Origin of the sequence: Catellatospora bangladeshensis (assembly GCF_016862575.1) — a bacterium.
GTDB lineage: Bacteria > Actinomycetota > Actinomycetes > Mycobacteriales > Micromonosporaceae > Catellatospora > Catellatospora bangladeshensis.
Genome location: NZ_BONF01000011.1, coordinates 281,913 through 306,772 on the forward strand (window position 1 = coordinate 281,913; position 24,860 = coordinate 306,772).

31 protein-coding genes are annotated in these 24,860 nt (G+C 73.7%); 14 read left to right on the top strand and 17 right to left on the bottom strand.

The window, feature by feature from the left end:
• Positions 1 to 8: 8 nt before the first annotated feature.
• Complete coding sequence (locus Cba03nite_RS12085; protein ID WP_203745267.1) at positions 9 to 248, top strand: hypothetical protein; 240 nt, start codon at positions 9 to 11, stop codon at positions 246 to 248.
• Positions 249 to 255: 7 nt separating this feature from the next.
• On the opposite strand, the gene Cba03nite_RS12090 is transcribed toward Cba03nite_RS12085, so the two are convergent.
• Both Cba03nite_RS12090 and Cba03nite_RS12095 read right to left on the bottom strand, forming a co-directional pair.
• On the bottom strand, positions 256 to 819 hold the full coding sequence (locus Cba03nite_RS12090) for a DUF6939 family protein (protein ID WP_203745269.1): 564 nt from the start codon (positions 817 to 819) through the stop codon (positions 256 to 258).
• 160 nt (positions 820 to 979) lie between these two features.
• Complete coding sequence (locus Cba03nite_RS12095) at positions 980 to 2,788, bottom strand: serine/threonine-protein kinase (protein WP_203745271.1); 1,809 nt, start codon at positions 2,786 to 2,788, stop codon at positions 980 to 982.
• Between the two features lie 217 nt (positions 2,789 to 3,005).
• Here Cba03nite_RS12095 and Cba03nite_RS12100 point away from each other — a divergent pair, with 217 nt between their 5' ends.
• Entirely contained in the window at positions 3,006 to 3,230 is a 225-nt protein-coding gene (locus tag Cba03nite_RS12100; RefSeq protein ID WP_203745273.1) for a DUF3311 domain-containing protein, read from the top strand.
• Positions 3,231 to 3,233: 3 nt separating this feature from the next.
• Complete coding sequence (gene mctP / locus Cba03nite_RS12105; RefSeq protein WP_203745275.1) at positions 3,234 to 4,883, top strand: monocarboxylate uptake permease MctP; 1,650 nt, start codon at positions 3,234 to 3,236, stop codon at positions 4,881 to 4,883.
• Positions 4,884 to 5,020: 137 nt separating this feature from the next.
• Here mctP and Cba03nite_RS12110 read toward each other — a convergent pair whose 3' ends face one another.
• The 3 genes from Cba03nite_RS12110 to Cba03nite_RS12120 all read right to left on the bottom strand — a co-directional run bounded on the left by Cba03nite_RS12110 (position 5,021) and on the right by Cba03nite_RS12120 (position 6,387).
• On the bottom strand, positions 5,021 to 5,266 hold the full coding sequence (locus Cba03nite_RS12110; protein WP_203745278.1) for a DUF2630 family protein: 246 nt from the start codon (positions 5,264 to 5,266) through the stop codon (positions 5,021 to 5,023).
• A 99-nt stretch (positions 5,267 to 5,365) separates the two neighbouring features.
• Positions 5,366 to 5,785: a PPOX class F420-dependent oxidoreductase gene (locus Cba03nite_RS12115; protein ID WP_203745280.1), complete on the bottom strand. Its 420-nt coding sequence runs from the start codon at positions 5,783 to 5,785 to the stop codon at positions 5,366 to 5,368.
• Positions 5,786 to 5,796: 11 nt separating this feature from the next.
• The gene (locus Cba03nite_RS12120) at positions 5,797 to 6,387 is read right to left on the bottom strand and encodes an NADPH-dependent FMN reductase (RefSeq protein WP_239125665.1); all 591 of its coding nucleotides are present in this window, start codon (positions 6,385 to 6,387) and stop codon (positions 5,797 to 5,799) included.
• 57 nt (positions 6,388 to 6,444) lie between these two features.
• Between Cba03nite_RS12120 and Cba03nite_RS12125 the strand changes: the two genes are divergently transcribed.
• Both Cba03nite_RS12125 and Cba03nite_RS12130 read left to right on the top strand, forming a co-directional pair.
• Positions 6,445 to 6,906 carry a MarR family winged helix-turn-helix transcriptional regulator gene (locus Cba03nite_RS12125; RefSeq protein ID WP_203745282.1) on the top strand — a complete coding sequence of 154 codons (462 nt, stop codon included), beginning with the start codon at positions 6,445 to 6,447 and terminating at the stop codon, positions 6,904 to 6,906.
• A 73-nt stretch (positions 6,907 to 6,979) separates the two neighbouring features.
• Positions 6,980 to 7,663, top strand: a complete 684-nt coding sequence (locus tag Cba03nite_RS12130) for an SDR family NAD(P)-dependent oxidoreductase (RefSeq protein WP_203745284.1) — start codon at positions 6,980 to 6,982, stop codon at positions 7,661 to 7,663.
• A gap of 3 nt (positions 7,664 to 7,666) precedes the next feature.
• Here Cba03nite_RS12130 and Cba03nite_RS12135 read toward each other — a convergent pair whose 3' ends face one another.
• The 5 genes from Cba03nite_RS12135 to Cba03nite_RS12155 form a co-directional block, all read right to left on the bottom strand.
• Positions 7,667 to 8,131 carry a tetratricopeptide repeat protein gene (locus tag Cba03nite_RS12135; RefSeq protein WP_203745286.1) on the bottom strand — a complete coding sequence of 155 codons (465 nt, stop codon included), beginning with the start codon at positions 8,129 to 8,131 and terminating at the stop codon, positions 7,667 to 7,669.
• 287 nt (positions 8,132 to 8,418) lie between these two features.
• Positions 8,419 to 9,216 carry a GNAT family N-acetyltransferase gene (locus tag Cba03nite_RS12140; protein WP_203745287.1) on the bottom strand — a complete coding sequence of 266 codons (798 nt, stop codon included), beginning with the start codon at positions 9,214 to 9,216 and terminating at the stop codon, positions 8,419 to 8,421.
• 64 nt (positions 9,217 to 9,280) lie between these two features.
• A complete protein-coding gene (locus Cba03nite_RS12145) occupies positions 9,281 to 9,766 on the bottom strand; it encodes a hypothetical protein (RefSeq protein ID WP_203745288.1) in 486 nt (161 codons plus the stop codon).
• A gap of 48 nt (positions 9,767 to 9,814) precedes the next feature.
• On the bottom strand, positions 9,815 to 10,399 hold the full coding sequence (locus Cba03nite_RS12150; RefSeq protein ID WP_203745289.1) for a TetR/AcrR family transcriptional regulator: 585 nt from the start codon (positions 10,397 to 10,399) through the stop codon (positions 9,815 to 9,817).
• A 31-nt stretch (positions 10,400 to 10,430) separates the two neighbouring features.
• Complete coding sequence (locus tag Cba03nite_RS12155; RefSeq protein WP_203745290.1) at positions 10,431 to 11,228, bottom strand: alpha/beta hydrolase; 798 nt, start codon at positions 11,226 to 11,228, stop codon at positions 10,431 to 10,433.
• Between the two features lie 144 nt (positions 11,229 to 11,372).
• Here Cba03nite_RS12155 and Cba03nite_RS12160 point away from each other — a divergent pair, with 144 nt between their 5' ends.
• The gene (locus Cba03nite_RS12160; protein ID WP_203745291.1) at positions 11,373 to 11,840 is read left to right on the top strand and encodes an aminoacyl-tRNA deacylase; all 468 of its coding nucleotides are present in this window, start codon (positions 11,373 to 11,375) and stop codon (positions 11,838 to 11,840) included.
• A 103-nt stretch (positions 11,841 to 11,943) separates the two neighbouring features.
• Here Cba03nite_RS12160 and Cba03nite_RS12165 read toward each other — a convergent pair whose 3' ends face one another.
• Positions 11,944 to 13,350 carry an aminotransferase-like domain-containing protein gene (locus Cba03nite_RS12165; RefSeq protein ID WP_203745293.1) on the bottom strand — a complete coding sequence of 469 codons (1,407 nt, stop codon included), beginning with the start codon at positions 13,348 to 13,350 and terminating at the stop codon, positions 11,944 to 11,946.
• A gap of 22 nt (positions 13,351 to 13,372) precedes the next feature.
• Between Cba03nite_RS12165 and Cba03nite_RS12170 the strand changes: the two genes are divergently transcribed.
• The 4 genes from Cba03nite_RS12170 to Cba03nite_RS12185 all read left to right on the top strand — a co-directional run bounded on the left by Cba03nite_RS12170 (position 13,373) and on the right by Cba03nite_RS12185 (position 16,767).
• Positions 13,373 to 14,293, top strand: coding sequence for a DMT family transporter (locus tag Cba03nite_RS12170; RefSeq protein ID WP_239125666.1), 921 nt, complete (start codon positions 13,373 to 13,375; stop codon positions 14,291 to 14,293).
• 2 nt (positions 14,294 to 14,295) lie between these two features.
• Entirely contained in the window at positions 14,296 to 14,922 is a 627-nt protein-coding gene (locus tag Cba03nite_RS12175; protein WP_203745297.1) for an FMN-binding negative transcriptional regulator, read from the top strand.
• A gap of 75 nt (positions 14,923 to 14,997) precedes the next feature.
• Complete coding sequence (locus Cba03nite_RS12180) at positions 14,998 to 16,122, top strand: LCP family protein (RefSeq protein WP_203745299.1); 1,125 nt, start codon at positions 14,998 to 15,000, stop codon at positions 16,120 to 16,122.
• 117 nt (positions 16,123 to 16,239) lie between these two features.
• On the top strand, positions 16,240 to 16,767 hold the full coding sequence (locus tag Cba03nite_RS12185) for a GNAT family N-acetyltransferase (protein WP_203745300.1): 528 nt from the start codon (positions 16,240 to 16,242) through the stop codon (positions 16,765 to 16,767).
• Here Cba03nite_RS12185 and Cba03nite_RS12190 read toward each other — a convergent pair.
• Genes Cba03nite_RS12190 through Cba03nite_RS12200 form a run of 3 tightly spaced genes read right to left on the bottom strand, consistent with a single transcriptional unit; the run spans position 16,764 to position 18,911 of the window.
• A complete protein-coding gene (locus tag Cba03nite_RS12190; RefSeq protein WP_203745302.1) occupies positions 16,764 to 17,555 on the bottom strand; it encodes an alpha/beta fold hydrolase in 792 nt (263 codons plus the stop codon). The genes Cba03nite_RS12185 and Cba03nite_RS12190 overlap by 4 nt on opposite strands.
• A gap of 17 nt (positions 17,556 to 17,572) precedes the next feature.
• Entirely contained in the window at positions 17,573 to 18,313 is a 741-nt protein-coding gene (locus tag Cba03nite_RS12195; RefSeq protein ID WP_203745304.1) for an SRPBCC family protein, read from the bottom strand.
• 1 nt (position 18,314) lies between these two features.
• Entirely contained in the window at positions 18,315 to 18,911 is a 597-nt protein-coding gene (locus tag Cba03nite_RS12200; protein ID WP_203745306.1) for a winged helix-turn-helix domain-containing protein, read from the bottom strand.
• A gap of 217 nt (positions 18,912 to 19,128) precedes the next feature.
• Here Cba03nite_RS12200 and Cba03nite_RS12205 point away from each other — a divergent pair, with 217 nt between their 5' ends.
• Positions 19,129 to 19,938, top strand: a complete 810-nt coding sequence (locus Cba03nite_RS12205; RefSeq protein WP_203745307.1) for a hypothetical protein — start codon at positions 19,129 to 19,131, stop codon at positions 19,936 to 19,938.
• Positions 19,939 to 19,998: 60 nt separating this feature from the next.
• Here Cba03nite_RS12205 and Cba03nite_RS12210 read toward each other — a convergent pair whose 3' ends face one another.
• From Cba03nite_RS12210 to pip, 3 genes are all read right to left on the bottom strand, one after another.
• Complete coding sequence (locus tag Cba03nite_RS12210; RefSeq protein WP_203745309.1) at positions 19,999 to 20,460, bottom strand: GNAT family N-acetyltransferase; 462 nt, start codon at positions 20,458 to 20,460, stop codon at positions 19,999 to 20,001.
• A complete protein-coding gene (locus Cba03nite_RS12215; protein ID WP_203745311.1) occupies positions 20,460 to 21,044 on the bottom strand; it encodes a TetR/AcrR family transcriptional regulator in 585 nt (194 codons plus the stop codon). The genes Cba03nite_RS12210 and Cba03nite_RS12215 overlap by 1 nt, the downstream gene beginning before the upstream one ends.
• 201 nt (positions 21,045 to 21,245) lie before the next feature.
• On the bottom strand, positions 21,246 to 22,196 hold the full coding sequence (gene pip / locus Cba03nite_RS12220) for a prolyl aminopeptidase (RefSeq protein ID WP_203745313.1): 951 nt from the start codon (positions 22,194 to 22,196) through the stop codon (positions 21,246 to 21,248).
• A 45-nt stretch (positions 22,197 to 22,241) separates the two neighbouring features.
• On the opposite strand from pip, the gene Cba03nite_RS12225 reads away from it, so the two are divergent.
• From Cba03nite_RS12225 to Cba03nite_RS12235, 3 genes are read left to right on the top strand one after another with little or no spacing between them, the layout of a single operon-like run.
• Positions 22,242 to 22,736, top strand: a complete 495-nt coding sequence (locus tag Cba03nite_RS12225) for a MarR family winged helix-turn-helix transcriptional regulator (RefSeq protein WP_203745315.1) — start codon at positions 22,242 to 22,244, stop codon at positions 22,734 to 22,736.
• An 11-nt stretch (positions 22,737 to 22,747) separates the two neighbouring features.
• The gene (locus Cba03nite_RS12230; protein ID WP_239125667.1) at positions 22,748 to 24,148 is read left to right on the top strand and encodes a hypothetical protein; all 1,401 of its coding nucleotides are present in this window, start codon (positions 22,748 to 22,750) and stop codon (positions 24,146 to 24,148) included.
• A 49-nt stretch (positions 24,149 to 24,197) separates the two neighbouring features.
• Positions 24,198 to 24,842, top strand: coding sequence for a DJ-1/PfpI family protein (locus Cba03nite_RS12235; RefSeq protein WP_239125668.1), 645 nt, complete (start codon positions 24,198 to 24,200; stop codon positions 24,840 to 24,842).
• The last annotated feature ends 18 nt before the right edge of the window (positions 24,843 to 24,860 follow it).

The following is a 24,860-nucleotide window of genomic DNA, read 5'->3' on the forward strand; positions in this document are numbered from 1 at the left end:
CTCGCACGGTGACCGACCTCCTCGTCCTGCTCGGACTCGCCGCCGCCGTCGCCGCAACGCTGGCCGGCTTCCGGTGGCTGGCGGCGAAGGTGCGCCGCAGCGGGGTCGGGACGCCGCTCATGGGGCCGATCGACCAGCTCTACCGCCCCGCGGCGCACCAGTTCCACCAGGAGAGCCGCCTCGGCGAGCTGCACGCGGCTCCCCGGCCCTCCGCCGACGACCGGCCGCAGCCGTCCAGCCTGCCCTGACCGTCGATCACTCCGCCTGCTCCGGCGGCCAGTCCCCCAGCAGGTGGCGGCGGATCAGCGCCGCGTGCGACAGCGGGGTGCGCACGTCCGCCGGGTCGCCGTTGAGGGTGTAGTCCAGCAGCACCAGCGGACCGGTCGCCGCCAGCGCACGCAGCTCGGCGACCTGCGCTGCGGCCGGGCCTTCGAGCACGTGCCGGAACGTCGGCAGGTAGATCTCCCGCCGCGCCCGCTGGTAGCCGAGCAGCTCGGTGCCGTGCAGGCCGCGGCGGTGGCCCAGCGGCGGCCCGTACGCCGAGGCCGTGCGCTTGAGCCCGCGCATGGCGGTGACGCGCAGCTTCGACTCGTCCACGTCGGCGTGCGCGAACACCTTCAGCGCCTGCCAAACGCCCTCGACGGACTGGCTGGTCACCCCCGGCGTGAACGGCACCGGGATCCCGCCGTGCGGATAGAACGGGCTCAGCCGCACCCACGGCTCCGGCCCGCGCGACGTCACGTCCACGACCGCGGCTCCCGGAAACGCCGCCGCCAGCGACGCCGCGCTCCGCCGCCTGCTGGCCACCTGGACATCCATGACGCCTCCCCCGCCGCGACCGACACCGCATCCTGCCCCGCCGGTACGACACTCGCCCGCGCCCCGAGGTACCGCCATGATCGCGATCTAGTGTCAGAAAGTGCGCTGTAGCCACAGGTTGTGACACGAGACCGCGATCAACGCCTGAGCGGCCGGGGGGCTACTTGGGGTTGGGTATGAAGCTGGCGGTGATCAGGGCGAACTCGTCGAGGTTGTCCTGCCACTTCGACTCCGGAGTGGACCAGTAGATGGCGTGGGCCTGCTTCGGGCCGGTGACGAAGCCGCGGTTGATGACGTGGTTGCGCCCGCCCCGGCCCTGGTAGGTGAACTCCCAGTCGGCGCAGGCCAGGAAGTAGTCGACCTTCTCGATGCGCACCCGGCGGTAGTCGTTCCAGTCGCCGGCCGCGACCCGCCGCGCCTCCTGCCGCTTCCAGTCGGCGACGGGATCCTTCTTCGGGAAGTCGGACTGGTCCACCAGCAGCAGCCGCCCGCCGCTGGGCTCCTTGAACCGCACGATGGAGCCCTCCCGGGTCACCCGCCAGTTCTTGGGCACGGCGACCGAGAAGCCCGTGCGGTCCTTGTACATGTGCCAGCCCGCAGGAAGCACCAGCGCGGCGGGCGACGGCGACGCGCTCGGCGACGGGGCAGCGCTCGGGCCGGCCGCGGAAGTGCTGGGGGCGGCGGGGGCGCCCTGCTCGCGCGGCTTGTCCCCGAGCCGGGGCAGCAGGAACACCGCGCCCACGACCAGCACCGCCAGCCCGGCCGCGACCAGCGCGGCCAGACGCACCCGGCCCGGCCGCGCAGGCGCGACACCGTCCGCGGCGGACACGGCCTCACCCGAGCCCGTGCCGGAGCCGCCACGATCGCCGGCCGCTGCCGGAGCCGCCGCCGGCTCGGCCGGGCCGGGTACCGTCGCCCGCGCCTCACGCTTGCCGGACGCGGGCGTCTCGGACGAGGTGATCGCAGCGCCCGCGACGGCCGCGGCCGCCTGGCCCTGGTCGGCGGGCCGGTCAGTGCCCTGCTGCGGCGTGGGCTCGTTCGCCGCCGCGTCGGCGAGTTCGGCGCGCTTGCTGCGGGGCACGTAGGCGGGCTGCCGCTGGGCGGGCACGGTTTTGGCGCGTACCCCCGGGAAGGCCGCGCCACCGCGGCGGCCGACGGCGACGCGCAGCAGGGTCTGCTCGGCCTCGGCGGCCTTCATCCGCACGGAAGGGTCCTTGCGCAGCAGGCCGGACAGCAGCGGCTTGAGGGGCCCCGCCAGCCGTGGCGGGGTGGGCTCCTCGGTGGCCAGCGCGGCCAGCGTCGCCATGGCGTTCGGGCGGTGGTACGGCCCCTGCCCCTCCACGGCCGCGTACAGCGTCGCGCCCAGCGACCACAGGTCCGCGGCGGGACCGACGTCGCCGCCGTCGACGCGTTCCGGGGCGATGTAGGACGGCGAGCCGAGGATGAAGCCGGTGCGCGTCACGGCGGGGTCGCCGGGCAGCGTGGCCAGGCCGAAGTCGGTGAGCACGACGCGGCCGTCGTCGCCCACCATCACGTTGGCGGGTTTGACGTCGCGGTGCAGCATGCCCGCGTTGTGCGCGGCGCGCAGCGCGGCCAGCACGCCGAGCCCGATGTCGGCGACGCGCTCGGGCGCCAGCGGGCCCTCCTCGGCCATGACCGCCGCCAGCGAGCGGCCGGTGAGGCGCTCCATCACGATCCAGGGCCGGCCGTCCACGTTGACCACGTCGAAGATGCGCACCACGTTGGGGTGGCTGACCCGGGCGATGGCACGGGCCTCGCGCATCGAGCGGGCGTACATCTCGTCGCGTTCCTCGGTGGTCAGCCCGGCCGGGGGCACGACCTCCTTCACCGCGACGTCGCGCTTGAGGCTCTCGTCGGTGGCGAGCCAGACCATGCCCATCCCGCCCTGACCCAGGGGTTCACGGAGCCGGTATCGGTCAGCGAGTACGTGCGGCGGCACAACGGGCATCCGAGGACGGTACCGAACACGTATGCGCTTACACACCCCCGGGAACCGGAGTGTGATCTGGATCTGGCAACCCCTTCAGGCGACCCGTGCCAACCGTTCGGCGCACCGCAGCGGCCGCTCGGCGCGTGTCTGGAGACGAATGGGCAAGCCGTGCGGCGCGAGCTGCGTATCCTCCCCGCACCGTTGATCCATCCCTTCATGCGAGGAGGCACGCGCCATGGCGGATCCGACGCCCCCACCGCGGCCCGGCGATCGCAGTCCCTGGAACTGGCTGCTGCTGATCCCCATCGTCCTGCCGCTGATCACCGTCTTCTTCAACGCCGAGAGCCCGGACCTGCTGGGCTTCCCGCGTTTCTACTGGCAGCAGCTGGCGTACATCCTGGTCGGCGTCAGCACCACGACGCTGGTGTACCAGATGACCAAGCGGCGCGGGGAGGGCTGACCTATGTGGCGTGACCATCTCACCGAGATCATCATCTTCTCGCTGCTGTTCGTCGGCGTGAGCGCGATGGGCTTCGTCGCGTCCCGCTGGCGGCGGCCGGTCGACATGGAGCACCTGGACGAGTGGGGCCTGGGCGGGCGCAACTTCGGCTCGTGGATCACCTGGTTCCTCGTCGGCGGCGACCTCTACACGGCGTACACCTTCGTGGCGGTGCCGGCCCTGGTGTTCGGCGCGGGCGCGATGGGCTTCTTCGCGGTGCCCTACACCGTCATCATCTACCCGATGTTCTTCCTGGTGCTGGTCCGGCTCTGGTCGGTGTCGCACCGGCACGGCCTGGTCACCCCCGCCGACTTCGTCCGCGCCCGGTTCGGCTCGCCGACGCTGGCGCTGCTGGTGGCGATCACCGGCATCGTGGCGACTATGCCGTACATCGCGCTGCAGCTGGTCGGCATCGAGGCCGTGCTCAAGACCATGGGCGTCACCGGCGACTCGGCCCTGGCCCGGCACGCGCCGATCATCATCGCGTTCGCGATCCTGGCCGCGTACACCTACCAGTCCGGCCTGCGCGCCCCCGCGCTGATCGCGTTCGTCAAGGACACGCTGATCTACATCGTCATCCTGGTCGCGATCTTCTGGCTGCCCGCGCAGCTGGGCGGCTGGGGTGCGATCTTCGGCGCGGCGGCCGACAAGTTCGAGGCCAGCCCGGCCGCCAGTGACGGGCTGCTGCTCAACGCGAACAACCAGCTGCAGTACATCACCCTGGCGTTCGGCTCGGCGCTGGCGCTGTTCCTCTACCCGCACTCGGTCACCGGGGTGCTCGCCTCCCGCAACCGGGACGTGATCAAGCGGAACATGTCCGCGCTGCCGGCGTACTCCCTGCTGCTGGGCCTGCTCGCGATGCTGGGCTTCGCCGCGATCGCGGCCGGGGTCAAGCCGCTGCCCGGCGCGAAGGAAGGCTCGGTGGACACCAACACCATCGTGCCGGTGCTGTTCGACAAGCAGTTCCCGGACTGGTTCGCCGGCGTCGCGTTCGCCGCGATCGGCATCGGCGCGCTGGTGCCCGCCGCGATCATGTCGATCGCCGCGGCGAACCTGTTCACCCGCAACGTCTACAAGGAGTACCTGAACCGCACGGCGACCCCGGCCCAGGAGGCCAAGGTCAGCAAGATCTCCTCGCTGGTGGTGAAGGTCGGCGCGCTGCTGTGCATCGTCCTGCTGGACCCGCAGTTCTCCATCGACCTGCAGCTCATCGGCGGTGTGATCATCCTGCAGACGCTGCCCTCGGTGGCGCTGGGCCTGTTCACCCGCTGGTTCCACAAGGGCGCGCTGATCGCGGGCTGGGTCGCCGGCATGGGCTTCGGCATGTGGATGCTCTACCAGATCGCCAACCCGGCGACGGGGCGTATGCACTTCGCCGGCTCGGCCTTCCCGCTGGAGAAGCTCGGCTTCGACACCAAGATGACCATCTACGCCGGGTTCGTCGCGGTGCTGGTCAACCTGCTCGTCGCGGTGCTCGGCACGCTGCTGCTGCGGGCCGTCAGGGTCGCCGACGGGCCGGACGCCACCGAGCACGGCGACTACTTCGTCGACGAGGGCTCGCCCCGTCGCGACGCGGACCTCGACTCCGAGGGGGAGCCGGTAGCCGTCGCCTAGCGGCGGCACGGCAAGGGGTGGGTGCGCAGGTCCCGCACACCCACCCGAAGGAAGGGCACCTTCGTCAGCTCGCGAAGCGAGATGAGCAGCAGCTCAGCACGCTATGCGTAGTAGAAGGTGCCCTTCTTAACCCCTCATCACTGCAGGTAGCCCTCGACCTGGGAGACGTCGGCCGCCTTGGCGTCGTCGGGGTTCTCGCCCGCGTCGCGCAGCGCCCGGCGGCGGCGCAGCAGGTCCCAGCACTGGTCGAGCGTCTCTTCCAGGTCGCGCAGGCGGGCCGACTCCGTCTCCGGGTCGATGGCGCCCTGCAGGCGCTTCGTACGCAGCTGGTGCTCCTCGGCGACCAGCACGTCGATCCGATCGAGGATCTGCTTCTCGTCCATGTCTCCAGCGTTCCACGCCGCCGGGCCCTTCGCCCGGGGATCACGGGACGGGCGGGACGGGCATGCCGCCGACAGGCCGTCGCGCGGGCGTGGACCTGGTCAGCCGAGCCAGCCGTAGAGGCGTTCGACGTGGATGCGGACCACGAGGCGGGAGTCGGCGACCATCGCCGCGCGGTACTCGGCCCAGTCCGGGTGCTCGCCGCGGATCCCCCGGTACACCTCGACCAGCTCCGCCACCGCCGCGTCATCCGGCCCCGCGGCCACCTCGGACAGCTCGGCGACGCCCTCCGCCACCGCGTACGCCCCACCACCCGGCACCGTCACGTGGAAGCTCACCCGGGGGTCACGGCGCAGGTTGCGCACCTTGGCCCGCCCGTCCGTGCTGGAGAACCGGATCACCCCGCCGGTGACCAGGTAGTCGACGTTGGACAGCTGCGGCCGCCCGTCGCGCTTGATCGTGGCCAGCACCCCGCGGCCGGTGTCCCCGATGATCCGCCACAGCCCGTCCTGCTCACCCATGCCCGCTCCCCTCACGCCGCGACCCGCGCGCCGGACAGCACGCCGGTCAGCAGCCGCATCTCGTCCAGCATGCCCCGGGCGGCGTGCCCCATGGCCGCGGTCGGGGCGAGCACGCCGTCGGCGTCCACGGTCTGGCGCAGGTGGATGTTGACCGCCTCGGCGACCGGCACCATGCGCAGCGCCGCGATCACGGGCTTGAGCTGCTCGACCGCACGCATGCCGGCCGAGGACATGCCGTAGCTGACGAAGCCGGCCGGCTTGTGGTGCCACTCGCGGTAGAGGTAGTCGAGCGCGTTCTTCAGCGGCGCGCTGTAACCCCGGTTGTACTCCGGCATGACGAACACGAAGGCGTCGGCGGCCGCGGTGGTCTCGCTCCAGCGGCGGGTGTGCTCGTGGGTGTACGGGCCGCCGTCGACCGGCTGGCCGGGCTCGTCGTGGAACGGCAGCGCCAGCTCGGCGAGGTCGGCCACGTGCACGTCGAAGGCCCCGTGCGCGGTGGCGGTGGCGGCGAACCAGTCGCCGATGACGTGACCGATCCGGCCGGGCCGGGTCGAGGCGACGATGACGTTGAGGCGTGGCATCCCGTACTCCTTTGTTGACATGTCACCAACATAGCCAGACGGTTGGTGACATGTCAACAAGGGGGTATGGTGAAGCCCGTGACTGAACCCCGCTGGCTCGACGAGCGGCAGGCCCGCGCCTGGCGCGGCTACCGGCGCATGCGCGCCCTGCTCGACCTGCAGATCACCCGCGACCTGGCCGCCGACAGCGGCCTGTCCGACGCCGACTACGACGTGCTGTCCAACCTGTCGGAGGTCTCGCCGCACCGGCTGCGGCTGACCGAGCTCGCGGCGACCATGCTGTGGTCCAAGAGCCGGCTGTCCCACCACCTCACCCGCATGCAGCAGCGCGGCCTGGTCGACCGGGAGGAGTGCCCCGGCGACGCCCGGGGCTCGATGATCGTGCTGACCGAGGCGGGGCTGCGCGCCATCGAGGAGGCCGCACCGCACCACGTCGAGTCGGTACGCCGCAACATGATCGATCTGCTGACCGAGGAGGAGATCGCCGCGCTCGACACACTGTCCCACCGCGTGGTCGCGCACCTGAGCGGCGAGGGTTAAGAAGGTGCCCTTCCTATACGGATAGCGTTAAGAGGGTGCCCTTCCTTTTCGGAGGGCGGTGGAGAGGACGGGTATGAGCGGGACGGTGCTGGTCACAGGTGGCACGGGCGGACTGGGGGCGGCGGTGACCAGGCGGCTGCTCGACGAGGGCCGGCGGGTGGTCGTGCCGTGGCACTCCGAGGACGAGCTGACCCGGGTGCCCTCCGGGGACTCCGGGCTGGTGCTGGTGCAGGCGGATCTCACCGACCCGGCCGCGGTCGGGGCGGTGGCCGCGAAGGCCGCGGCGGACCCGGACCGGCCGCTGCGGGCCGTGGTGAACCTGGTTGGCGGGTTCGCGATGGGCGGGCGGGTGCACGAGACGCCCGTCGAGGAGTTCGAGGCGCAGCTGCGGCTGAACCTGCGCCCGGCGTACCTGGTGTGCCAGGCGACCCTGCCGCACCTGGCCGCCGCGGGCGGCGGCAGCGTGGTGCTGGTGTCCAGCCAGGCCGTGCGCAAGCCGTTCCGGGGCGCGGCGGGTTACCTCACCGCGAAGACCGCCGTGCTGGGCCTGGCCGGCGCGCTGCACGCCGAGTACGCCAAGGACGGCGTGCGGGTGAACACGATCCTGCCCGGCGTCATCGACACCCCCGCCAACCGCGCGTCGATGCCGGACGCCGACCGCAGCGGCTGGACCGCACCGGAGGACATCGCCACCACCGTCGCGTTCCTGTGCTCCGACGCGTCGAAGGCCGTACGCGACTCGCAGCTGCTCGTCTGAGACTCACCCACGCGGCCGGTCCGGGTGGAACACGCCGCCCTCGGCGAACATCGCCCGCGCCACCGCGTGCCCGCGCTCGGCGGCGCCCCGGAACCACTCCTCCGACTCCGCCAGCCCCCGGTGTTGTTCGACCAGGCGGCCCATGTCGAACAGCGCCTCGGCGTCGCCTGCCTCGGCGGCCCGGCGCAGCCACAGCTCGGCAGCGTCCAGATCGCCATTGATCTTGTACGCGAGCCCGAGCGTGCGCATCGCGACCGGGTCGCCCTGCGCGGCGGCCAGGGCCAGTTGCCCGGTGTCGCGCAGCATCCGCCGGACCATCGTCGCGCGCAGCCCGAACCGGCCGCCCGAGGTCACCCAGACCCACAGCACGCCCAGACCCCACACGATCCAGCCCGCGGTGCGCAGGCCGCCGCTGTCGGCCGCGAACCCCCAGATCGTGAGCACCGCAGCGGCCACGAACAGCACCATGGCCCACTCCTTCCCGCTGATCCGCGACAGTGCCCGCACGGTACGGCCGCCCCGCGCCCGCCCGCACGGGCCCGCGGCCACGCGACCGCCCCGCCGAAGACGCCACCGCACGGCGGCGACCACGCCGCACAGTGCCCGGACCAGCGCCGCAGGGTGGCGCCCGGCGTGCGGCTCCGCCGCCCGGCGTCCGCTCCCGGACCGGCCCGGAGCGGGAGCCGCGACCGGTCCGGGCACGGATCCGCCGACCTGCCGGTCCCCCTGATGACGGGCGCCGCGGTCAAGCTGCTCTAACCGAAGTCCGGGTGGGGCAGGTAGCGGTCCAGGGCGATCGGGTCGCCACCGCTGGACATGAACACGTCCATGTCGGCGATGCTGAACCCGGCCTCCAGCAGCAGCGGCAGCAGCGGGTTCGGGCCGAGCACGGCCAGCGCCGCCGTGCCCGCCGCACGGTGTGCCGCCAGCGCGGCCAGCACAGCGTCCGCGCACGCCTGCGTGGTGCGGCCGCCGGCCGGGCCGACCAGCACCCGGTCGCCCAGCGCGCGCACGACCGCGTAGCCATCGGCGGTCCGGTGCACGCTCACCCCCGGCAGGGCGGCGTACCAGGCCAGGTCGGCGTCGCGGCGGCCACCGGAGGCGTCGGCGTCCAGGGCGGCGATGTCGGCCGCAGCGGCGGTGGGCTCGCGGCCGGGCAGCCCGCCGAGCGGGCCGCGCAGGTAGAGCAGCGGGCAGACCGGGCGCATCCCCTGCCGGATGTAGAGCGCCACCGCCCGCGGGTCGGACGAGGCGAAGGTGACCCGCGGCGCGGTGACGGGCAGCAGCCGGGCCAGCAGCGCCCGGCCCAGGCCCGACGACTGGTGCTCGGGCAGCACGAACAGGTCGGCCAGGTGGGTCAGCCCGCCGCGCAGGAACGTCGCGCCGAACCCGACCGGCTCGGTCCCCGCGAACCCCGCCAGCAGCCGCCCGTTGGCCAGCTCGCGGTCGAGGTAGTCCGGGCGGCGCGGCCACATCGCCAGGTTGCCGAACCGCCGCGCGACGGCGCGTACCCCGGCCAGGTCGTCCGGGGCGGCCTGCCGCACGGTGTACACGCCGGGCAGCCTAACCGACGCGCGGCCGCTGACCGGGTCGTTCCGGCAGCGGCCGCCGGCGCCGTCAGGGGGCCAGGCAGGCGGCGAGTTCGGAGTGGTCGTACATCCAGAACCCGTAGAAGCCGATGGTCACCCAGCGGTTGACGCGCCAGTAGCGGTAGTCGGTCTCGATGACCCAGCCGGGCCACGACTCCAGCGGCGCGAGCGCCATCCGGGTGCCGGCGTACTGGTACGCACCGGCCGACGCGGTGCCGCAGCGGGCACCGCTGGTGCTGGTCACCGCCAGATCGGCGGAGGAGACGATGGTGGCGCCGTCGCACTTGACGACGTAGCTGCGGCGGTAGTTGTTGTTGAAGGCGTCGGCGACCTGCCAGTAGCGGTAGCCGTCGACCGTGCCGATCAGCCAGAACGTGTCGCTGCTGCCCGAGCGGCTGTAGCTGCCGATCGCCGAGCAGGCCAGGGGGTCCGGCGCGGCGTGCGCGGCGGCCGGGGCGGCGAGCACGGATGCCAGTGCCGCCAGTACGGCGGCGAGCGCGAGCCTAGTTCTCATGCCCCGCAAGGTAGGGCCGCCGGTCGCCGGAGCACAGCCGCCCGACGCCTAGCCGACATCAGCACCGCCGTCCGGGCGGGGGAACATCGCGGACGCGGCGGCGCGCAGGTTGGCGCGGGCCGCGTCGGGCGAGCCCAGGTAACCCGCCACCATCGCCCCGTCCCGCAGCATGACCAGGGTGTCCGCGCCGAGCTGCGGGTCGGCGTACCCGATGGTGGTCAGCAGCCCGGCCAGCGCGTCGCGGAACCAGGCGCGGTGCGTCACCACGGCGCGGTGGACCGGATGGTCCGGGTCCGGGAACTCGGCCGCGGCGTTGATGAACGGGCAGCCGCGGAACCCGGGCGCGCAGATGTCCTCGCCGATGCCCTCGACACACAGGCCGAGCAGCCGGTAAGGATCGGCGGTGACCGCCTGCGCCGCCGCGAGCCGGGCCCGGATGTCCGCGTCGGCCGCCTCGACGTAAGCACGGACCAGGTCGTCCTTGCCGGGAAAGTGGCGGTAGAAGGTGGCCCGGGTGACCTGGGCCTGCTCGATCACCCGGTCCACCCCCACCGCGTGGATGCCCTCGGCGTAGAAGGTCCGGGCCGCGGCGGCGAGCAGCCGCTCGCGCGCCGCGGAGGGCTTTGCCGTCATCTCGGTCACCTGCCCAGACTAGGAACCCCGGTCAGCGGGCGTGTGCCGCGGCCCAGGCGAGCGCGTGGTCGGCGACCTCCTCCCAGCCGTCCTGGCCCACCGTGAAGTGGCTGCGGCCGGGGTACTCGCGGTACTCGGTGAGCGCGGGCGAGTGCCGGTAGAGGCGGTGGTTGGCCCGGTTCACCGAGGCGGGCACGATGTTGTCGGCACCGCCCGCGACGAACAGCAGCGGCGCGCGGTCGGCGCGGCGTACGTCGACGGCCAGCGGCGACCTCGGGTCCAGGTTCGCGAACGCGCCCTGGAACAGCATCCGCGCGGCGGCGGGCACGTGGTAGCGGTCGTACGCCTCCCGGGACCGCTGCGCGCTGAGCGTGTTGGTGAAGGCGTAGTGGAACTGCTCGTGCGTGAACGGCACGGCCCGGTTGCGGTTGGCGGGGTTGCCGAGCACCGGCGACGCCGCCTTGAGCTGGGTGAACGGGAGCCGGTAGACGCCGCGCACCTGTCCGGAGTGGATGGCGACGCCGGCCGCGCCCAGGCCCCGGTCGAGCATGAGCTGAGTGAGCAGGCCGCCGAAGGAGTGGCCCATGATGATCGGCCGGGTGGGCAGGTCGGAGATGATCCGCTCGTAGTGGTCGGCGACCTGCGCGACGCCGAGCCCGGCCAGCGGCGACGGGTCGCGCCGCAGCGCCTCGACCCCGCCCTCCAGGCCCGGCCAGCTCGGGGCGAGCACGCGGTAGCCCTGCCGGGTGTAGCGGTCGATCCAGTGCTCCCAGCTCAGCGGGGTCATCCACAGGCCGTGGATCAGCACGATCGTGTCGGGGGCGGTCATGGCTCCTGCCTTCTCATCAAGGTAGAACGAACGTTCTGTCTGCCGTTGACGGTAGACCGTCGCGCGCGGCCGGCTCAAGAGTCGGGAGAACGATCGTTCTATGTCCTGCGTCACGTTTACGGCGGGGCGAGGTAGGGTGCGACCATGACGGCCGCCCTTGACGCGCTCACCGCCGCAGGTCTCGACCACCGCGTGATCCGGCACGGCCCGGTGCGCAGCCTGGCGGAGGCCGCCGCCGCGCGCGGTGTGGAGATCCCCGACGTGGTGAAGACGATCGTGGTGCGGCGCGGTGCGGACGACTACCTGTTCGTGCTGGTCCCCGGCGGTCGGGTGATCTCGTGGCCCAAGCTGCGGGCGCTGCTGGGCGTCTCGCGGCTGTCCCTGCCGGACGCCGCCGAGGCCAAGGACGCCACGGGGTACGAGCGCGGCACGATCACGCCGTACGGCTCGCGCAAGCCGTGGCCGGTGATCGCCGACGAGCGGCTGCGCGGCCGGGAGATCACCCTCGGCGCGGGCGAGCACGGCACCGCCGTCGCGCTCGACGCCGACGCCTCCGTGTCCGGCCTCGCCGGCACCTGGTCCGACGTGACCGACCCCGAACCCGTCCCCTGACCTTGCCCTGACCCGACCCTGCCCGGCGCCCCGCCCTGCACTTGCGCGGCTCGGACGGCGGGCGCGCGGGCGTTAAGAAGGTGCCCTTCCTCTACCGAAACCGTTAAGAAGGTGCCCTTCCTTTCATCGCTTGGGCTAGGCGGATGACGGCTTCGGGGATGAGGGCGGGTGGGGTGGCGGCGTAGGTGAGGCGCAGGTGGGGGGCCGGGGGTTCGGCGGCGTACCAGGGGCGGCCGGGGAAGACGACGACGCCGGATGCGGCCGCCGCGGCGGCCAGGGCGGTGTCGTCGGTGCCGCCGGGCAGGGGCGCCCACAGGTGCAGGCCGCCGCGCGGGATCCGGGCCGGGACCAGGTCGGGCAGGTGGCGGGACAGGGCCGAGAGCAGTGCCTCGCGGCGGTCGCGCAGGGCGGTGCGCAGGGTGCGGCGGTGGCGGGACCAGGCCGGGGAGGTCACGAACTCCAGGGCCGCCTGCTGCAGCGGGCCGGACACGAAGAAGTCGTCGAGCAGCCGGGCGGCGCGCAGCCGCGCCCCGGCCGGGCCGCGCGCGCCGATCGCGGCCACCCGCATGCCCGGTGCGGTCGACTTGGTGAGCGAGCGCAGGTAGACGACGTGCCCGTCGGGGTCGCCGGCGGCCAGCGGCGCGGGCGGCTCGCCGTCGATGGTCAGGTCGCGGGCGTAGTCGTCCTCGATCAGGAACGCCCCGGCGGCGCGCCCCGCATCGGCGACGTCGGCGCGGCGGTGCGCGGCCAGGGTGGCGCCGTGCGGGTTGGCGTACAGCGGCTGGCAGTAGAACAGCCGCGCCCCGGTGCGGGCGAACGCCGCGGCGAGCTGGTCCGGGCGTACCCCGTCGGCGTCGGCGGGCACCGGCACCACCCGCAGCCCGGCGGCCCGCGCCGCGGCCAGCGCGCCGAGGTACGTCGGGGACTCGACGAGCAGCGTGTCGCCGGGCGCGGCCAGCGCGCGCAGCGCGGTGGACAGCGCGGCCTGACCGCCGGGGCAGATCACCATGTCCTCGGCGCGCAGCCCGCCCCCCGCCTCCCGGGCGAACCAGTCGCGCAGGTCGGCCCGGCCCTCGACGGGTCCGCGCTGCCAGGCGGCGGGCTGGCGGGCGGCTCGGGTGAGCGCGGCGCCGAGCGCGGCGGCCGGCTGCAGGTCCGCGTCGAGGTATCCGCCGGACAGCGCGATCGCCCCGGCGGGCGGTATCGCCAGTAACGCCTGCAGCTCCTGCTCGCCGGGCAACGCCGCGCCGAGGGCGACCGTCTGCCAGGACAGGTCCGGCACGCGGCGCTCGTCCGGCGCGGGCGCGGCGGCGAAGGTGCCCTTGCCGGGCCGTGCTTCGAGCACCCCCTGGACCGCGAGCTGCCGGATCGCCTCGGCGACGGTGACCGGGGACGCCTGGTGCCGTGCGGTCAGCTCGCGCACCGACGGCAGCCGGGTGCCCGGTGCGGCCGCCAGGGCCAGCCCGCGCAGATCTTGGATAACGCGGTCCACTGCGTTACCGTTGTTCATGAGAGACAAGAGTAACGCTACTGTGCCGGATCCGGTAACGGCATCGGCCGACCCGGTCGGCGGCCTGGTCCTCGGCGCGCTGGGCGTGCTCGCGTTCAGCATGTCGCTGCCTGCCACCCGCGTCGCCGTGCAGCAGCTCGACCCGTGGTTCATCGCGTTCGGCCGGGCAGTCGGCGCCGCCCTGCTGGCCTGGGCGTACCTGCGCTGGACCGGCGCCCCGCGCCCCACCCGCGCCCAGTGGCGGCGGCTGGCCGTGGTCGCCGCCGGGGTCGTGATCGGATTCCCGCTGTTCAGCTCGCTCGCGCTGACCACCCAGACCGCCGCCCACGGTGCGGTCGTGGTCGCGCTGCTGCCCGCGATGACCGCGGTGTTCGCGGTGCTGCGCGCCGGGGAGCGCCCGTCGCCGCTGTTCTGGGCCGCCGCCGCGGCCGGGCTGCTGGCCGTGCTCGCGTTCCTCGTCGCGGGCGGCGCGGTGCGGGGCGCGCTCACCGTCGCCGACCTGTACCTGGTCGCCGCCGTGGTGCTGTGCGGGCTCGGCTACGCCGAGGGCGGTGCGCTGGCCCGCGAGCTGGGCGGGGCGCGCACCATCTGCTGGGCGCTGCTGGTGTCGCTGCCCGTCACGGTGCCGATCACGCTGCTGTCGGTCGCCGTGCACCCGCCGCGCGCCGACGCGGCGGCCTGGGCCTCGTTCGGCTACGTCACCGTGATCTCCATGTTCCTGGGCTTCTTCGCCTGGTACGCGGGCCTGGCCCGGGGCGGCATCGCCCGGGTGGGCCAGATCCAGCTCGCGCAACCCGTGCTGACGATGGCATGGTCGGCACTGCTGCTCGGCGAGGCGGTCACCCCCGCCTCGATCGGCGCGGCGCTGGTGGTGCTCGCCTGCGTGGCGGCGATCCAGCGCACCCGCCGTCCCGCCCTGACCCCCGCCGCCCGGAAGGCCTGACGATGTACACACCCGCCCACTTCGCCGCCGACGAGGCCGCCGTACGCGAGCTGCTGGCCGGGCCCGGCGCGGCGGACCTGGTCACCGCGACCGCCGAGGGTCTGGCCGCGACGACGCTGCCGCTGCTGTTCGACCCGGCCGCCGGGCCGCACGGCGCGCTGCTGGGCCACCTGGCCCGCAACAACGACCAGTGGCGCCGCCCGGTGCTCGGCGAGGCCCTGGTGATCGTGCGCGGCCCGGACGCCTACGTCTCCCCCGCCTGGTACGCGTCGAAGGCCGAGCACGGCCGCGTCGTGCCGACCTGGAACTACGCCGTGGTGCACGCGTACGGCGAGCTGGTCGTGCACGACGACCCGGCCTGGACCGGCGACCTCGTGCGCCGCCTGACCGACCGGCACGAGCAGGGCCGCGCCCACCCGTGGTCGGTCGACGACGCGCCCGCCGCGTACGTCGCGGGCCAGCTGCGCGCCATCGTCGGCGTCGAGCTGCGCATCAGCCGCGTCGAGGCGAAGTGGAAGCTCAGCCAGAACCGCCCACCGGCCGATGTGGACGGCGTCGTCGCGGGCCTGCGCGCCGGCGGCGACCAGCGCACCGCCGACGCGGTCGAGCGGGCCCGTCCCGCGAGCTGATCACCGGACTGCCGCGGCGGCGCCGTTACGGCTAGCATTCGAGGCCCCGACGGCGCCATACCCCCGGAGCCCCCCATGACGCGCTCTGCTCGGCTGTTCATCCTGCTCGGCGTGGTGCTGGCCCTGATCGGCGGCGGCGCCTACGCCGCCGTGCGGGTCGCCCAGACGCGGGTGGACGAAGCCATCCCCCAGGTCGACCTGTTCGGCCCGAGCGACTCCCCGGAGCCGTCGGCGCCGCCGAGCCCCAGTCCCAGCCCGACGCCCCCGGCCGGGGCGGACATCACCGGCCCGCTGAACTTCCTCATCGTCGGCATCGACACCCGCGAGGCGCAGAAGGGCTCGCCGCCGCACGGCGACGTGGTGATGATCCTGCACGTCGACAAGACCCTCAGCAACGCGTACCTCACCTCGCTGCCCCGCGACCTGCTGGTGGACATCCCGGCGTTCAAGCCGTCCCGTTACGGCGGCGGCCGCAGCAAGCTGACCCACGCGATGACCTTCGGCGGGCGGGTGCCGGGCAAGAGCGGCACCTGGAACATCGCGCAGGGCTTCCAGCTCATGGCCAAGGCGGTAAGCGGGTACACCGGCATCAAGCGCTTCGACGCGGGCGCGGTGATCACGTTCCGCGGCTACACGAAGCTGATCGACGCGCTGGGCGGCGTGGACCTGTACGTCGACCAGAAGGTGGTCTCCATCCACCGCCGCCCGGACGGCGTGCACCGCGCCGTCTGCCGCGGCTGCGAGCACGGCTACTCCGGGCCGCGCATGACCTACAACGTCGGCACCCGGCACCTGACCGGCTGGCAGGCGCTGGACTACGCGCGCCAGCGCTACACCACCGGCGGCGAGTACACCCGTCAGCGCCACCACCGGCAGCTGATGAAGGCCATGCTCACCAAGGCGCTGAGCCGGGACGTGCTCACCGACCCGGCGAAGTTCGACGGCATCGTGGCCGCGCTGGGCGCGACGCTGACCTTCGACGGCCGCGGCCGCAAGCCCACCGAGTTCCTCTACGCCCTGCGCAACATCCGCCCCGCCAACCTGACCCTGACCGGCATGCCCGGCGGCGGCGTCTTCACCGGCGGCGGCTACCAGGGCGAACGCCTCGACGCCGTGCAGAAGACCTACTTCGCGGCCCTGCGCGCCGACACCCTCGCCGCCTGGACCAAGTCCCACCCCAAACTCGTCAACACCCGCTAGCGAAAGGAAGGGCACCTTCTTAACGCTATGCGTATAAGAAGGTGCCCTTCCTAACCTCCGCGGAGCGGCGGCGTAGCGTGGCGCTGGTCGCGTGGGTACGGGGTGGAAGGCGGGAGCATGGTGCAGCAGGTGGCGGTGCGGGCGGCGGGGCCGGGCGACGTGGCGGCGGTCGTGGCGCTGGTCGAGTCGGCGTACCGCGGCGACAGCAGCCGGGCCGGCTGGACCACCGAGGCGGACCTGCTCGACGGCCAGCGCACCGATCCCGAGGCGGTCGCCGCGCACGTGGCCGCGCCCGGCAGCGTGATCCTGCTGGCCGAGCGCGACGGGGAGCTGCTGGCCTGCTGCCACCTGGAGCGCCACGACGGCTACGCCTACTTCGGCATGTTCGCCGTGCGCCCCGACCTGCAGGGCGGCGGCCTCGGCAAGGCCGTGATCGCCGAAGCCGAGCGTTACGCCAGCGCCGAGTGGGGCGTGCCGCAGCTGCACATGACCGTGATCACGGTCCGCGCGGAGCTGATCGCCTGGTACGAGCGGCGTGGTTACGCCCGCACCGGGCAGACCAGCCCGTTCCCGTACGGCGACGAGCGCTTCGGCCTGCCCCGGCGCGACGATCTCGAATTCGAGCTGCTGGTCAAGAAGCTCTAGGCGAACCACTCCTTGAGCACCGGCGCGACCGCCTCCGGCTTGAGCAGGTGCGTCTGCCCCGGCAGCGTGCGGTACTCGGCCTGCGGCAGCGCCCCGGCCAGCGCCTTGGCGGCGTTGCGCATGTACTGCGGGCTCTTGCCGCCGTCCATGACCAGCGCGGGCAGCTGCGCCCCGGCCCAGCGCTGCGCGTTCAGCGGCCGTCCCGCGCCGGTGTCGCCGAGCACCCGGAAGTCGTAGGGCAGCGTGTGCGCGACCCGCTTCAGCTTCGGCCAGTTCGGCATCAGCCGGAACAGCGCGACCAGGAAGGCGGGCATGCCGACGGTGCGCATGAACGTGGCGACCGCGTCCCCGCGCCGCCCCTGCGCGATCATGGCGTCCATCCTGTCCAGGTAGTCGTCCGGGCGCGGCTCGTGCGTGCCGTCGACGATGAACGGCGGCTCGTACACGGCCAACTTGCGGATGCCGCCCAGCCGCGCGGCGGCGTCGCAGGCCAGCACCGCGCCCGACGAGATGCCGTAGAGGTAGACGTCGCCGCCCGCCTCCTTGATCAACGCGTCCAGGTCCTCGACCTCGCGCTCGACGCTGTAGGGCGCGGTGTCGCCGGACTCGCCACGGCCGCGCCGGTCGTACGTCCACACCGTGAACCGGTCGGCGAGCTGCCTGGCCAGCGGCCCGGCCGGGCCCATCCGCCGGAAGCACATCGCCCCGTCGACCAGCACGACCGCCGGGCCCTGCCCGATCCTCGTGTACGCGATCGCGGTGCCGTCCGCGGAGATGACGCTGCTCATGGGGTGCTCCTTCGAAGTCATGCCGCGAACGTCCGGTCCAGCCAGGACCGCCACGCCGCATCGGGATCGGGTTCGGTGGGGGTGAACAGGTGGTGCATGGCCAGCATCGAGCCCTGGAAGCCGCGCACGAAGCGCAGCAGCGCGTCCGGGGTGCGCACGCCGAGCGCGTGGGCGCTGACGTGGTAGACCGTGCCGGTGAGCGCCGCACCGCCCACGGTCGGCGTGACCGGGTCGCCGGGCCGGGGATCGTGGGCCAGGCCGAGCGCGCCGTGCAGCGCCGTCCAGGCCCGCGGCCAGTCGGCCACCGGCGGCCCGAACACGGTGACCGGCCGGGCCGTGCGGCCCCGGAACCAGGTCAGATACTCGCCGAGGGTGCCGTAGAACAGGGCCAGTCCCAGGCCCATCGCCTCGAACTCGTCGGCCCAGTCGTCGCCGGGCAGGAAACCACTGGTCACGGTACGCAGCACGGCGCTGCCGCCGGCCCGTGCCTCGATGAGGAACTCGTACGCCACGAACCGGCCGTCGGCGTCGGGCGGCTCACCGTAGGCCAGCCGCCGTCCGGGCTCCCACGCCGTGATCGGCAGCGTCGGGGCGTACCCACCGAAGACGGTGCTGACCGCACCGTCCGGTCCGGGCGCCACCTCGTTGCGGCCCATGAACCACGAGTCGATGCCGGGGCCGGTCGCGATCGCCGCCCAGATCTCCTCGGGGGTGGCCTCGACCGGCAGGTCGTGCCGGACCTCGAAGTCCCTGCCCATCTCAGTCCTCCTCCGCCTGGCGGGTCACGCTCGGGTGCACGGCGACGATCACCCGGTGCTCGCGCCCGCCCTCGGCCCGCTCGTCGTGATACTTGCTGACCAGGCCCGCGACGGCCGACGCCAGCTCCTCGGCGAACGCGGCCCGGTCGGCCGGGCTCGCGAACCGGACCGTGCCGTCCATCGCGAACGTGGCCAGCCGCTTCTTCGCCCGCGCCGCGCCGGTGAGCAGCTCGCCCACGTCGCGGACCAGGCGCGCGGCCAGGGCCAGCAGCCAGCGCGCGGACAGCCGGTCGGGGGCGCGGCCGGGGTCGGGCTGCACCGCGGACAGCGCGATCGGGGAGATCACATAGGACGCGGCGGTGGCCTGGAGCACGCGCTCGGTGACGTTGCCCTTGCGGCGCTCCTCCACCAGCTCGACCAGCCCGTGCCGCTCCAGCTCGCGCAGGTGGTAGTTGACCTTCTGCCGGGGCTGGCCGATCTTCGCGGCCAGGGTGGTGGCCGAGCCGGGCTCCACCAGCGCGGCCAGCAGCCGGGCCCGGATCGGGTCCAGCGACGCCTCGGCCGCGGCCGGATCGTCGATCACCGCAACATCGAACATGCCCACACCCTGCCACCGACAAATTTTCTTGTCAAGCCCCCACCTGCGATCCGGCAGCCCTCGCGCACGGCGCGACACCTCACCCGCGCGCCCCGGCCGCAGCGCGGAAACGGACGAACGCGACAGCCCGGAGTCCCCGCACCTGACGAAGGTCAGAAATCCCACAGCAGATCAGGAATCAGGCGAACCCGCCTCCACCCGGCGTTAGCGTCGAGGCATGACGAACCCGATCGCCGATATCAGCGTGCCTGAACTCGCCCGGCAGATCGCGCAGCTGGAGCGTCAGGACGTCGACCGCGGCGCGCTCGACGTGTGCACCCTCACCATGGAACTGCGCCACCAGTACCGCCGCGCCCTGCTCGCCCGCGACCAGGCGGCCCTGTCCCTGGTCGCCCGCGAGCGCTGGACCGCCGCCGACGTCGCCGAGGTGATCTGCGGCCACCGCTCCTGCGCGCCCCGTGCCGCGGTCATCCTCGACTGGACCGGCCTCACCCCGGACGGCGGCACCGAACGCGACCTGGCCGAACGCCAGCTCGTCGCCACGCAGCTGCGCGAGCTGCTGTCCCTGGCATACGACAAGGCGCTGCGCCTGCTGCCCGCGGCGCGCATCGGCACCGGCCTGCCCGACGACCCCCAGGAGCGGCTGGCGCAGACCGCCCACTGGCTGCGCTTCGTCGACGGCTACCGGGCCGCCAACCAGGCCTCGCGCATCCTGTTCGCGGCGATCCTGGTGCACCACCACGGCTGGCCGCTGCCCGACGTGGCCGAACTGGGCGCGGTGACGCCCGACGAGATCCGCGCGGCACTGGCCGCGGCCGAGGCCAGCCCGCCGTCCGATGCCGACAGCGGCCTGCTCGCGCAGCTCGCACTGCTGGACCGGGTCCTGGAGACGAACACGGAACGGCTGCTGGCGGTCCGCGAGCGGGCCCTGTCCGACAGCCTCGCCGACGGCGTGCCCGAGCGGGTCGTCGCGGCCCACATCGGCCTGCCGGAGCACGAACGCTCCGCCGCCCACTGCCCCGCCTGACCGGCGCCAAGAAGGGCACCTTCTACTACGGAATCCGATGAGAAGGTGCCCTTCCTTTCGTCACAGGGGTTTGGCGTAGCAGACGGAGAGGTCCCAGCGGTCGTAGGGCGGGTAGTTCGGGATGCGGGTGAAGCCCGCGCGCTCGTAGACGGTGATCGCGTCGGGCTGGCGCACGCCGGTCTCCAGTTTGAACAGGCGCGCGCCGGTGCGGGCGGCCAGCTTCTCCGCCTCGGGCATGAGGCGGCGGGCGATGCCGCGGCCGCGCCAGGCCGGGTCGACGTACATCCGCTTGAGCTCGGCCTCGCCGCCGTCCAGCGGCTGCACGGCGCAGCAGCCGATCGCCGCGCCGCCGGCGAGCACCAGCAGGAAGCGGGCAGCCTGCCTGACCTGCGGATGCTCGAAGTCGATCTCCTCGGGGTAGCGGGCGTCCAGCTCCGCGCGCAGCGCGGCGATCAGCGGCGCCAGCCGCGGATCCTCCGGCGCCACCTCGGCGATCTCGATGGTGGTGGTGTCCGTGCCCATCAACGTGCTCCCAGCAGCAGTTCCAGTTGGTTGTCGACCGCCGCGACCAGCAGGTCCGGCGGGTAGAGGGCGGGCGTGGCCACGCCGCACAGCGCCAGCCCTTCCAGGAAGGCGACCAGCCCGCGGGCGCGCAGCTCCAGATCAGGCGGGGGTACGGCGTACGCGTCGCGCAGCAGGCCGGTCAGCCGCCGGATCCAGGACTCGTGCCGGACGGTGTGCTCGGCCAGCATCACCGGGTCGGTGCGCGCCGCCATCAGGAACGTGGCCCAGATCGTGGAGTTGAGCCGCCGCTCCTCGTCGAGCGGCACCCCCTCCAGCGCCACCGCCCGCAGCCGCGCCCTCGGGTCGCCGGGGTCGGGCAGCGCGTCGATGCGCGCCGCCATGCGCCGGTGCATGACGGCCCTGGCGTGCAGGAGCAGCGCGTTCTTGTCGCGGAAGTAGTGCGCGACCCGCCCGGTGGTGCAGCCGGCCGCGTCGGCGACCGCGCGCAGCGTGAGCCCGTCCAGGCCGTGCTCTCCGACCACCTGCCACACCGCGGCCGACAGCTGCTCGCGCCGCTCGTCATGATCCACCAGCCTCGGCACGCCTGCCCCCTTTCCGTAACACCCGTTACGTAACAGCCGTTACGCTAACAGCCCCGGGAGCGCCCGTCCAGCAGTGCCCGCGGCCCTCGCCCGGCCAAGACCCACCGACTTGCCTGGCATACGGGCGAAAGCGGGCCCAAGATACGCCCAGGTGCCAGGCAAGTCGGTGGATCTTGGCCGCTCGGCGCTTGGCCGGCGGGGTCAGGGGCGGGTGGCGAAGCGGTCGAGGGCGGCGAGCACGACGTCGCCGATGCCGTTGGCGGAGCCGTGCCCTGCCTGCTCGACGAGGGTCAGCTCGGCGCCGGGCCAGGCCTGGGCCAGGTGCCAGGCGGTGTCGCAAGGGCTGCTGACGTCGAGCCGGCCGTGCACCAGCACGCCGGGGATCCCGGCCAGCTTCCCGGCGTTGGCGAGCAGCTCGCCGTCCTCCAGGAAGCAGTCGTTGCCCCAGTAGTGAGTGACCGCCCGCGCGAGGACCATCCGGAACTCCGGGTCGTCGTAGCGCGGGTCGGGGCGGTGGCCGGGCGCGGTGCCCACGTGCACGTCCTCCCAGTCGCACCAGTCCCGGGCGGCCTTATCCCGCACGGCCGGATCGGGCGAGGCCAGCAGACGCGCGTACGCCGCCGCGAGGTTGCCGTCCCGCTCCCCCTCGGGCACCCCGTCGCGGAACCGGGCCCACTCCTGCGGGAAGATCCGCCCCATCTGCCGCGTGATCCAGTCGATCTCCCCGGCGGTCCCGGCGGTGACGCTGAACAGCACCATCTCCGATACCGACGAGGGGTGGCGCTGCGCGTACGCCTGCCCCAGGGTGGCGCCCCAGGAGGCGCCGAGCACGAGCCAGCGCTCGACGCCGAGGTGCTCGCGCAGCCGCTCGATGTCGGCGACGAGGTGCCGGGTCGTGTTGACGGACAGGTCGGTGGCCGGGTCGCCCACGCTGGGCGTGCTGCGCCCGCAGCCGCGCTGGTCGAACAGCACCACCCGGTATGCCGAAGGGTCGAAGTAGCGCCGCCAGCCCGCCCCCGCGCCGGACCCCGGCCCGCCGTGCAGCACGACGGCAGGCTTGCCGTGCGGGTTGCCGGAGACCTCCCAGTGCACGAGGTTGCCGTCGCCGACGTCGAGCATGCCGGTGTCGTAGGGCTCGCTCAGCGGGTACACGGAACCACCTCCGGGAGAATATGACAGCGCTGTTACATTATCAGCGTGAACGCACTGCCCGAACGCGAGGCGGTCGGCACGCTGCTGCGCCACGTGCTGGACCTGCTCGACGGCGACGTGGCCAAGGTGTACGCCGAGCTGGGCCTGACCGACTACCGCCCCCGCCACTCCCCCGTGGTCCGCGCGCTGCTCGCGGACGGCCCGATGCCCATCCGCGACCTGGCCCGCCGCGTCGGCGTCACCCACTCCGCGGCCAGCCAGACCGTGGCCCAGATGCACCGCGCCGGACTGGTCGACCTGTCCCCCGGGGCCGACGCCCGCCAGCGCGTGGTCAGCCTGACCGCACAGGCCCGTGACCTGCTGCCCGTCATCGAGGCGGAGTGGGCCGCGACCAGCGCGGCGATGCGCGAGCTGGACGCCGAGCTGTCCATGCCGCTGTCCGATCTGCTCACCGAGATCGCGGGCGCGCTGCGGCGCCGGCCGTTCCGGGAGCGCATTGCTGACGCCGGGCTGACAGTTCCGGAAACGACCGGCGGCTAGCATTCCGGGGGATGACGCTCCCGCCTGAAGGCGAGCACCCCCTGATGCGACTCCTCATCGCCGTCCTGCTCATCACGCCGACCCTCATACCGGTCACCGCCGCCGCGGCCGCCCCGCCTCCGGCGCCGGGCCAGTCCGCCCAGGTCCGGGCCGTCGCCGCGCCCGCCACGAAGCGGCTGGCCGTCGTGATGATCCAGAACGGGTCCACCGAGGAGCGGCAGACCCAGCTCGCCGACACGGCGTACGCGCGCAACCTGTTCCTGGGCGGCAGCGGCTCGCTCGCCTCGTGGACCGACGCGGTGACGCAGGGGCGGCTGCGGTTCACGGCCGCGGGCGACGGCGTCTACCTCGCCCCGCCGAACGCCGCGCTGGCGGCGGGCGCCAGTGACACGTCGAAGTGCTACAGCGAGGAGGCCCGCGTCACCGCGCAGGACCACCTCGCCGGGCTTGGCGTGGCCTGGGACTCGGTGGCGGTCCTGTTCGACGTCGGCGCCTGCGACTGGGCCGGGCTCGGCCAGGTGCCGGGCCGGGTGACCTGGTTCCCGCCCCGGCCGTCGCTGGCCGCGGTCGTGCACGAGATCGGCCACAACCACGGCTACCCGCACGAGACGAAACGCGACTGCCCCGGCAGCATCGTCTCCTCCTGCAAGGCCAACGGCCACAGCGGCAACTCCCCGATGGGCTCCGGCGGCGCGGGCCGCGGCTACTCCTCGCCCGAGCTGCTGCACAGCGGCTGGCTGGCGGCCGACCGGCACCGCGACGTGGCCGGGTCGGGCACGTACACGCTGACCCCGCTGCACGCGCCCGCGTCCGCCAGCGGCCTGCGCGCCGTCGAGGTCAAGGCCTCGCGCACCCTGCACTACCTCGTCGAGCTGCGCGCCCGCGGCGCCGTGGACAGCGCGGTCGACAAGCCGGGGGTACGCGTCTACGCCGTGCCCGTCAGCGGCAACACCCGCGACTACCGCAACGCATACATGATCAATCCGACGCGGTCGGGCAGCCCGCTGCTCGTCCCGGCCGGCACCGTGCTCACCGACCCGGCCAACAAGCTCACCATCACCGTGCGCGCCGCCTCGGCGAGCAGCGCCCGGGTCGAGGTGTCCCCGCTCGGCGGCAAGCCCTCACCGAGCCCCTCGCTCTCGCTCACCCCGTCGCCCAGCGCCCTGCCCAGCGCCGAACCGCTGGTCTCGTCCTCCCCCACGCCCGAGGCCGCGGCCGCCGGCACACCCGCCGTCGCCGCCGCACCGCCCCCGGCCGGCGCGCCCGAGGTGTCCCTGCTCAGCACGACGCAGCAGGTCAGCGGGGTGCTGATCGGCGGCGCGATGGTCGCGCTGGTAGCCGGGGCCGGGTTCTGGCTGCTCGGCGTACGCAACTCCGGCCGCCGCCGCCCCCGCCGCCGCCACGCGCGCTGAACGGCCCGTTCCCACCCGGCTGCCGGGCCGGGCGGGCGATAGTGGGTCCATGATGACCGTCGCGATCCTGCTCTACCCGGGGTTCACGGCGCTGGACGCGGTGGGCCCGTACGACGTGCTGGCCCGGCTGCCCGACACCCACGTCACGTTCGTCGCCAAGGAGCCCGGCCCGGTCGTCGCCGACACCGGCCTGCTCACCATGAACGCCGCGGCCGCCCTGGCCGACCTGCCCGAACCCAACGTCCTCGTGATCCCCGGCGGCCTGGTCGGCGCCTTCGAGGCCGCCGCCGACCCCGTGTACGTCGACTGGACCCGTACCGCCCACGCGACCTCGACCTGGACCACCTCCGTCTGCACCGGCGCGCTGATGCTCGGCGCGGCCGGGCTGCTGTCCGGCCAGACGGCCACCACCCACTGGGCGGCCAAGGACTACCTGGCGCACTACGGCGCGACCTACGTGCCCGAGCGCTTCGTCGAGCACGGCCGGATCATCACCGCCGCGGGCGTCTCCGCCGGCCTCGACATGGCCCTGCGCCTGGCCGCGCACCTGGCCGGCGAGGAGCTGGCCCGCGCCGTCCAGCTCGCCCTCGAATACGACCCGCAGCCGCCGTTCCCCGGCGGCTCCCTGCCCACCGCCTCCCCCGGCACGGTCCAGCTCGCCGTCGACCTGGTCCGCTCCGAAGTGCTCCCCTAGGCAAAGGGAAGGGCACCT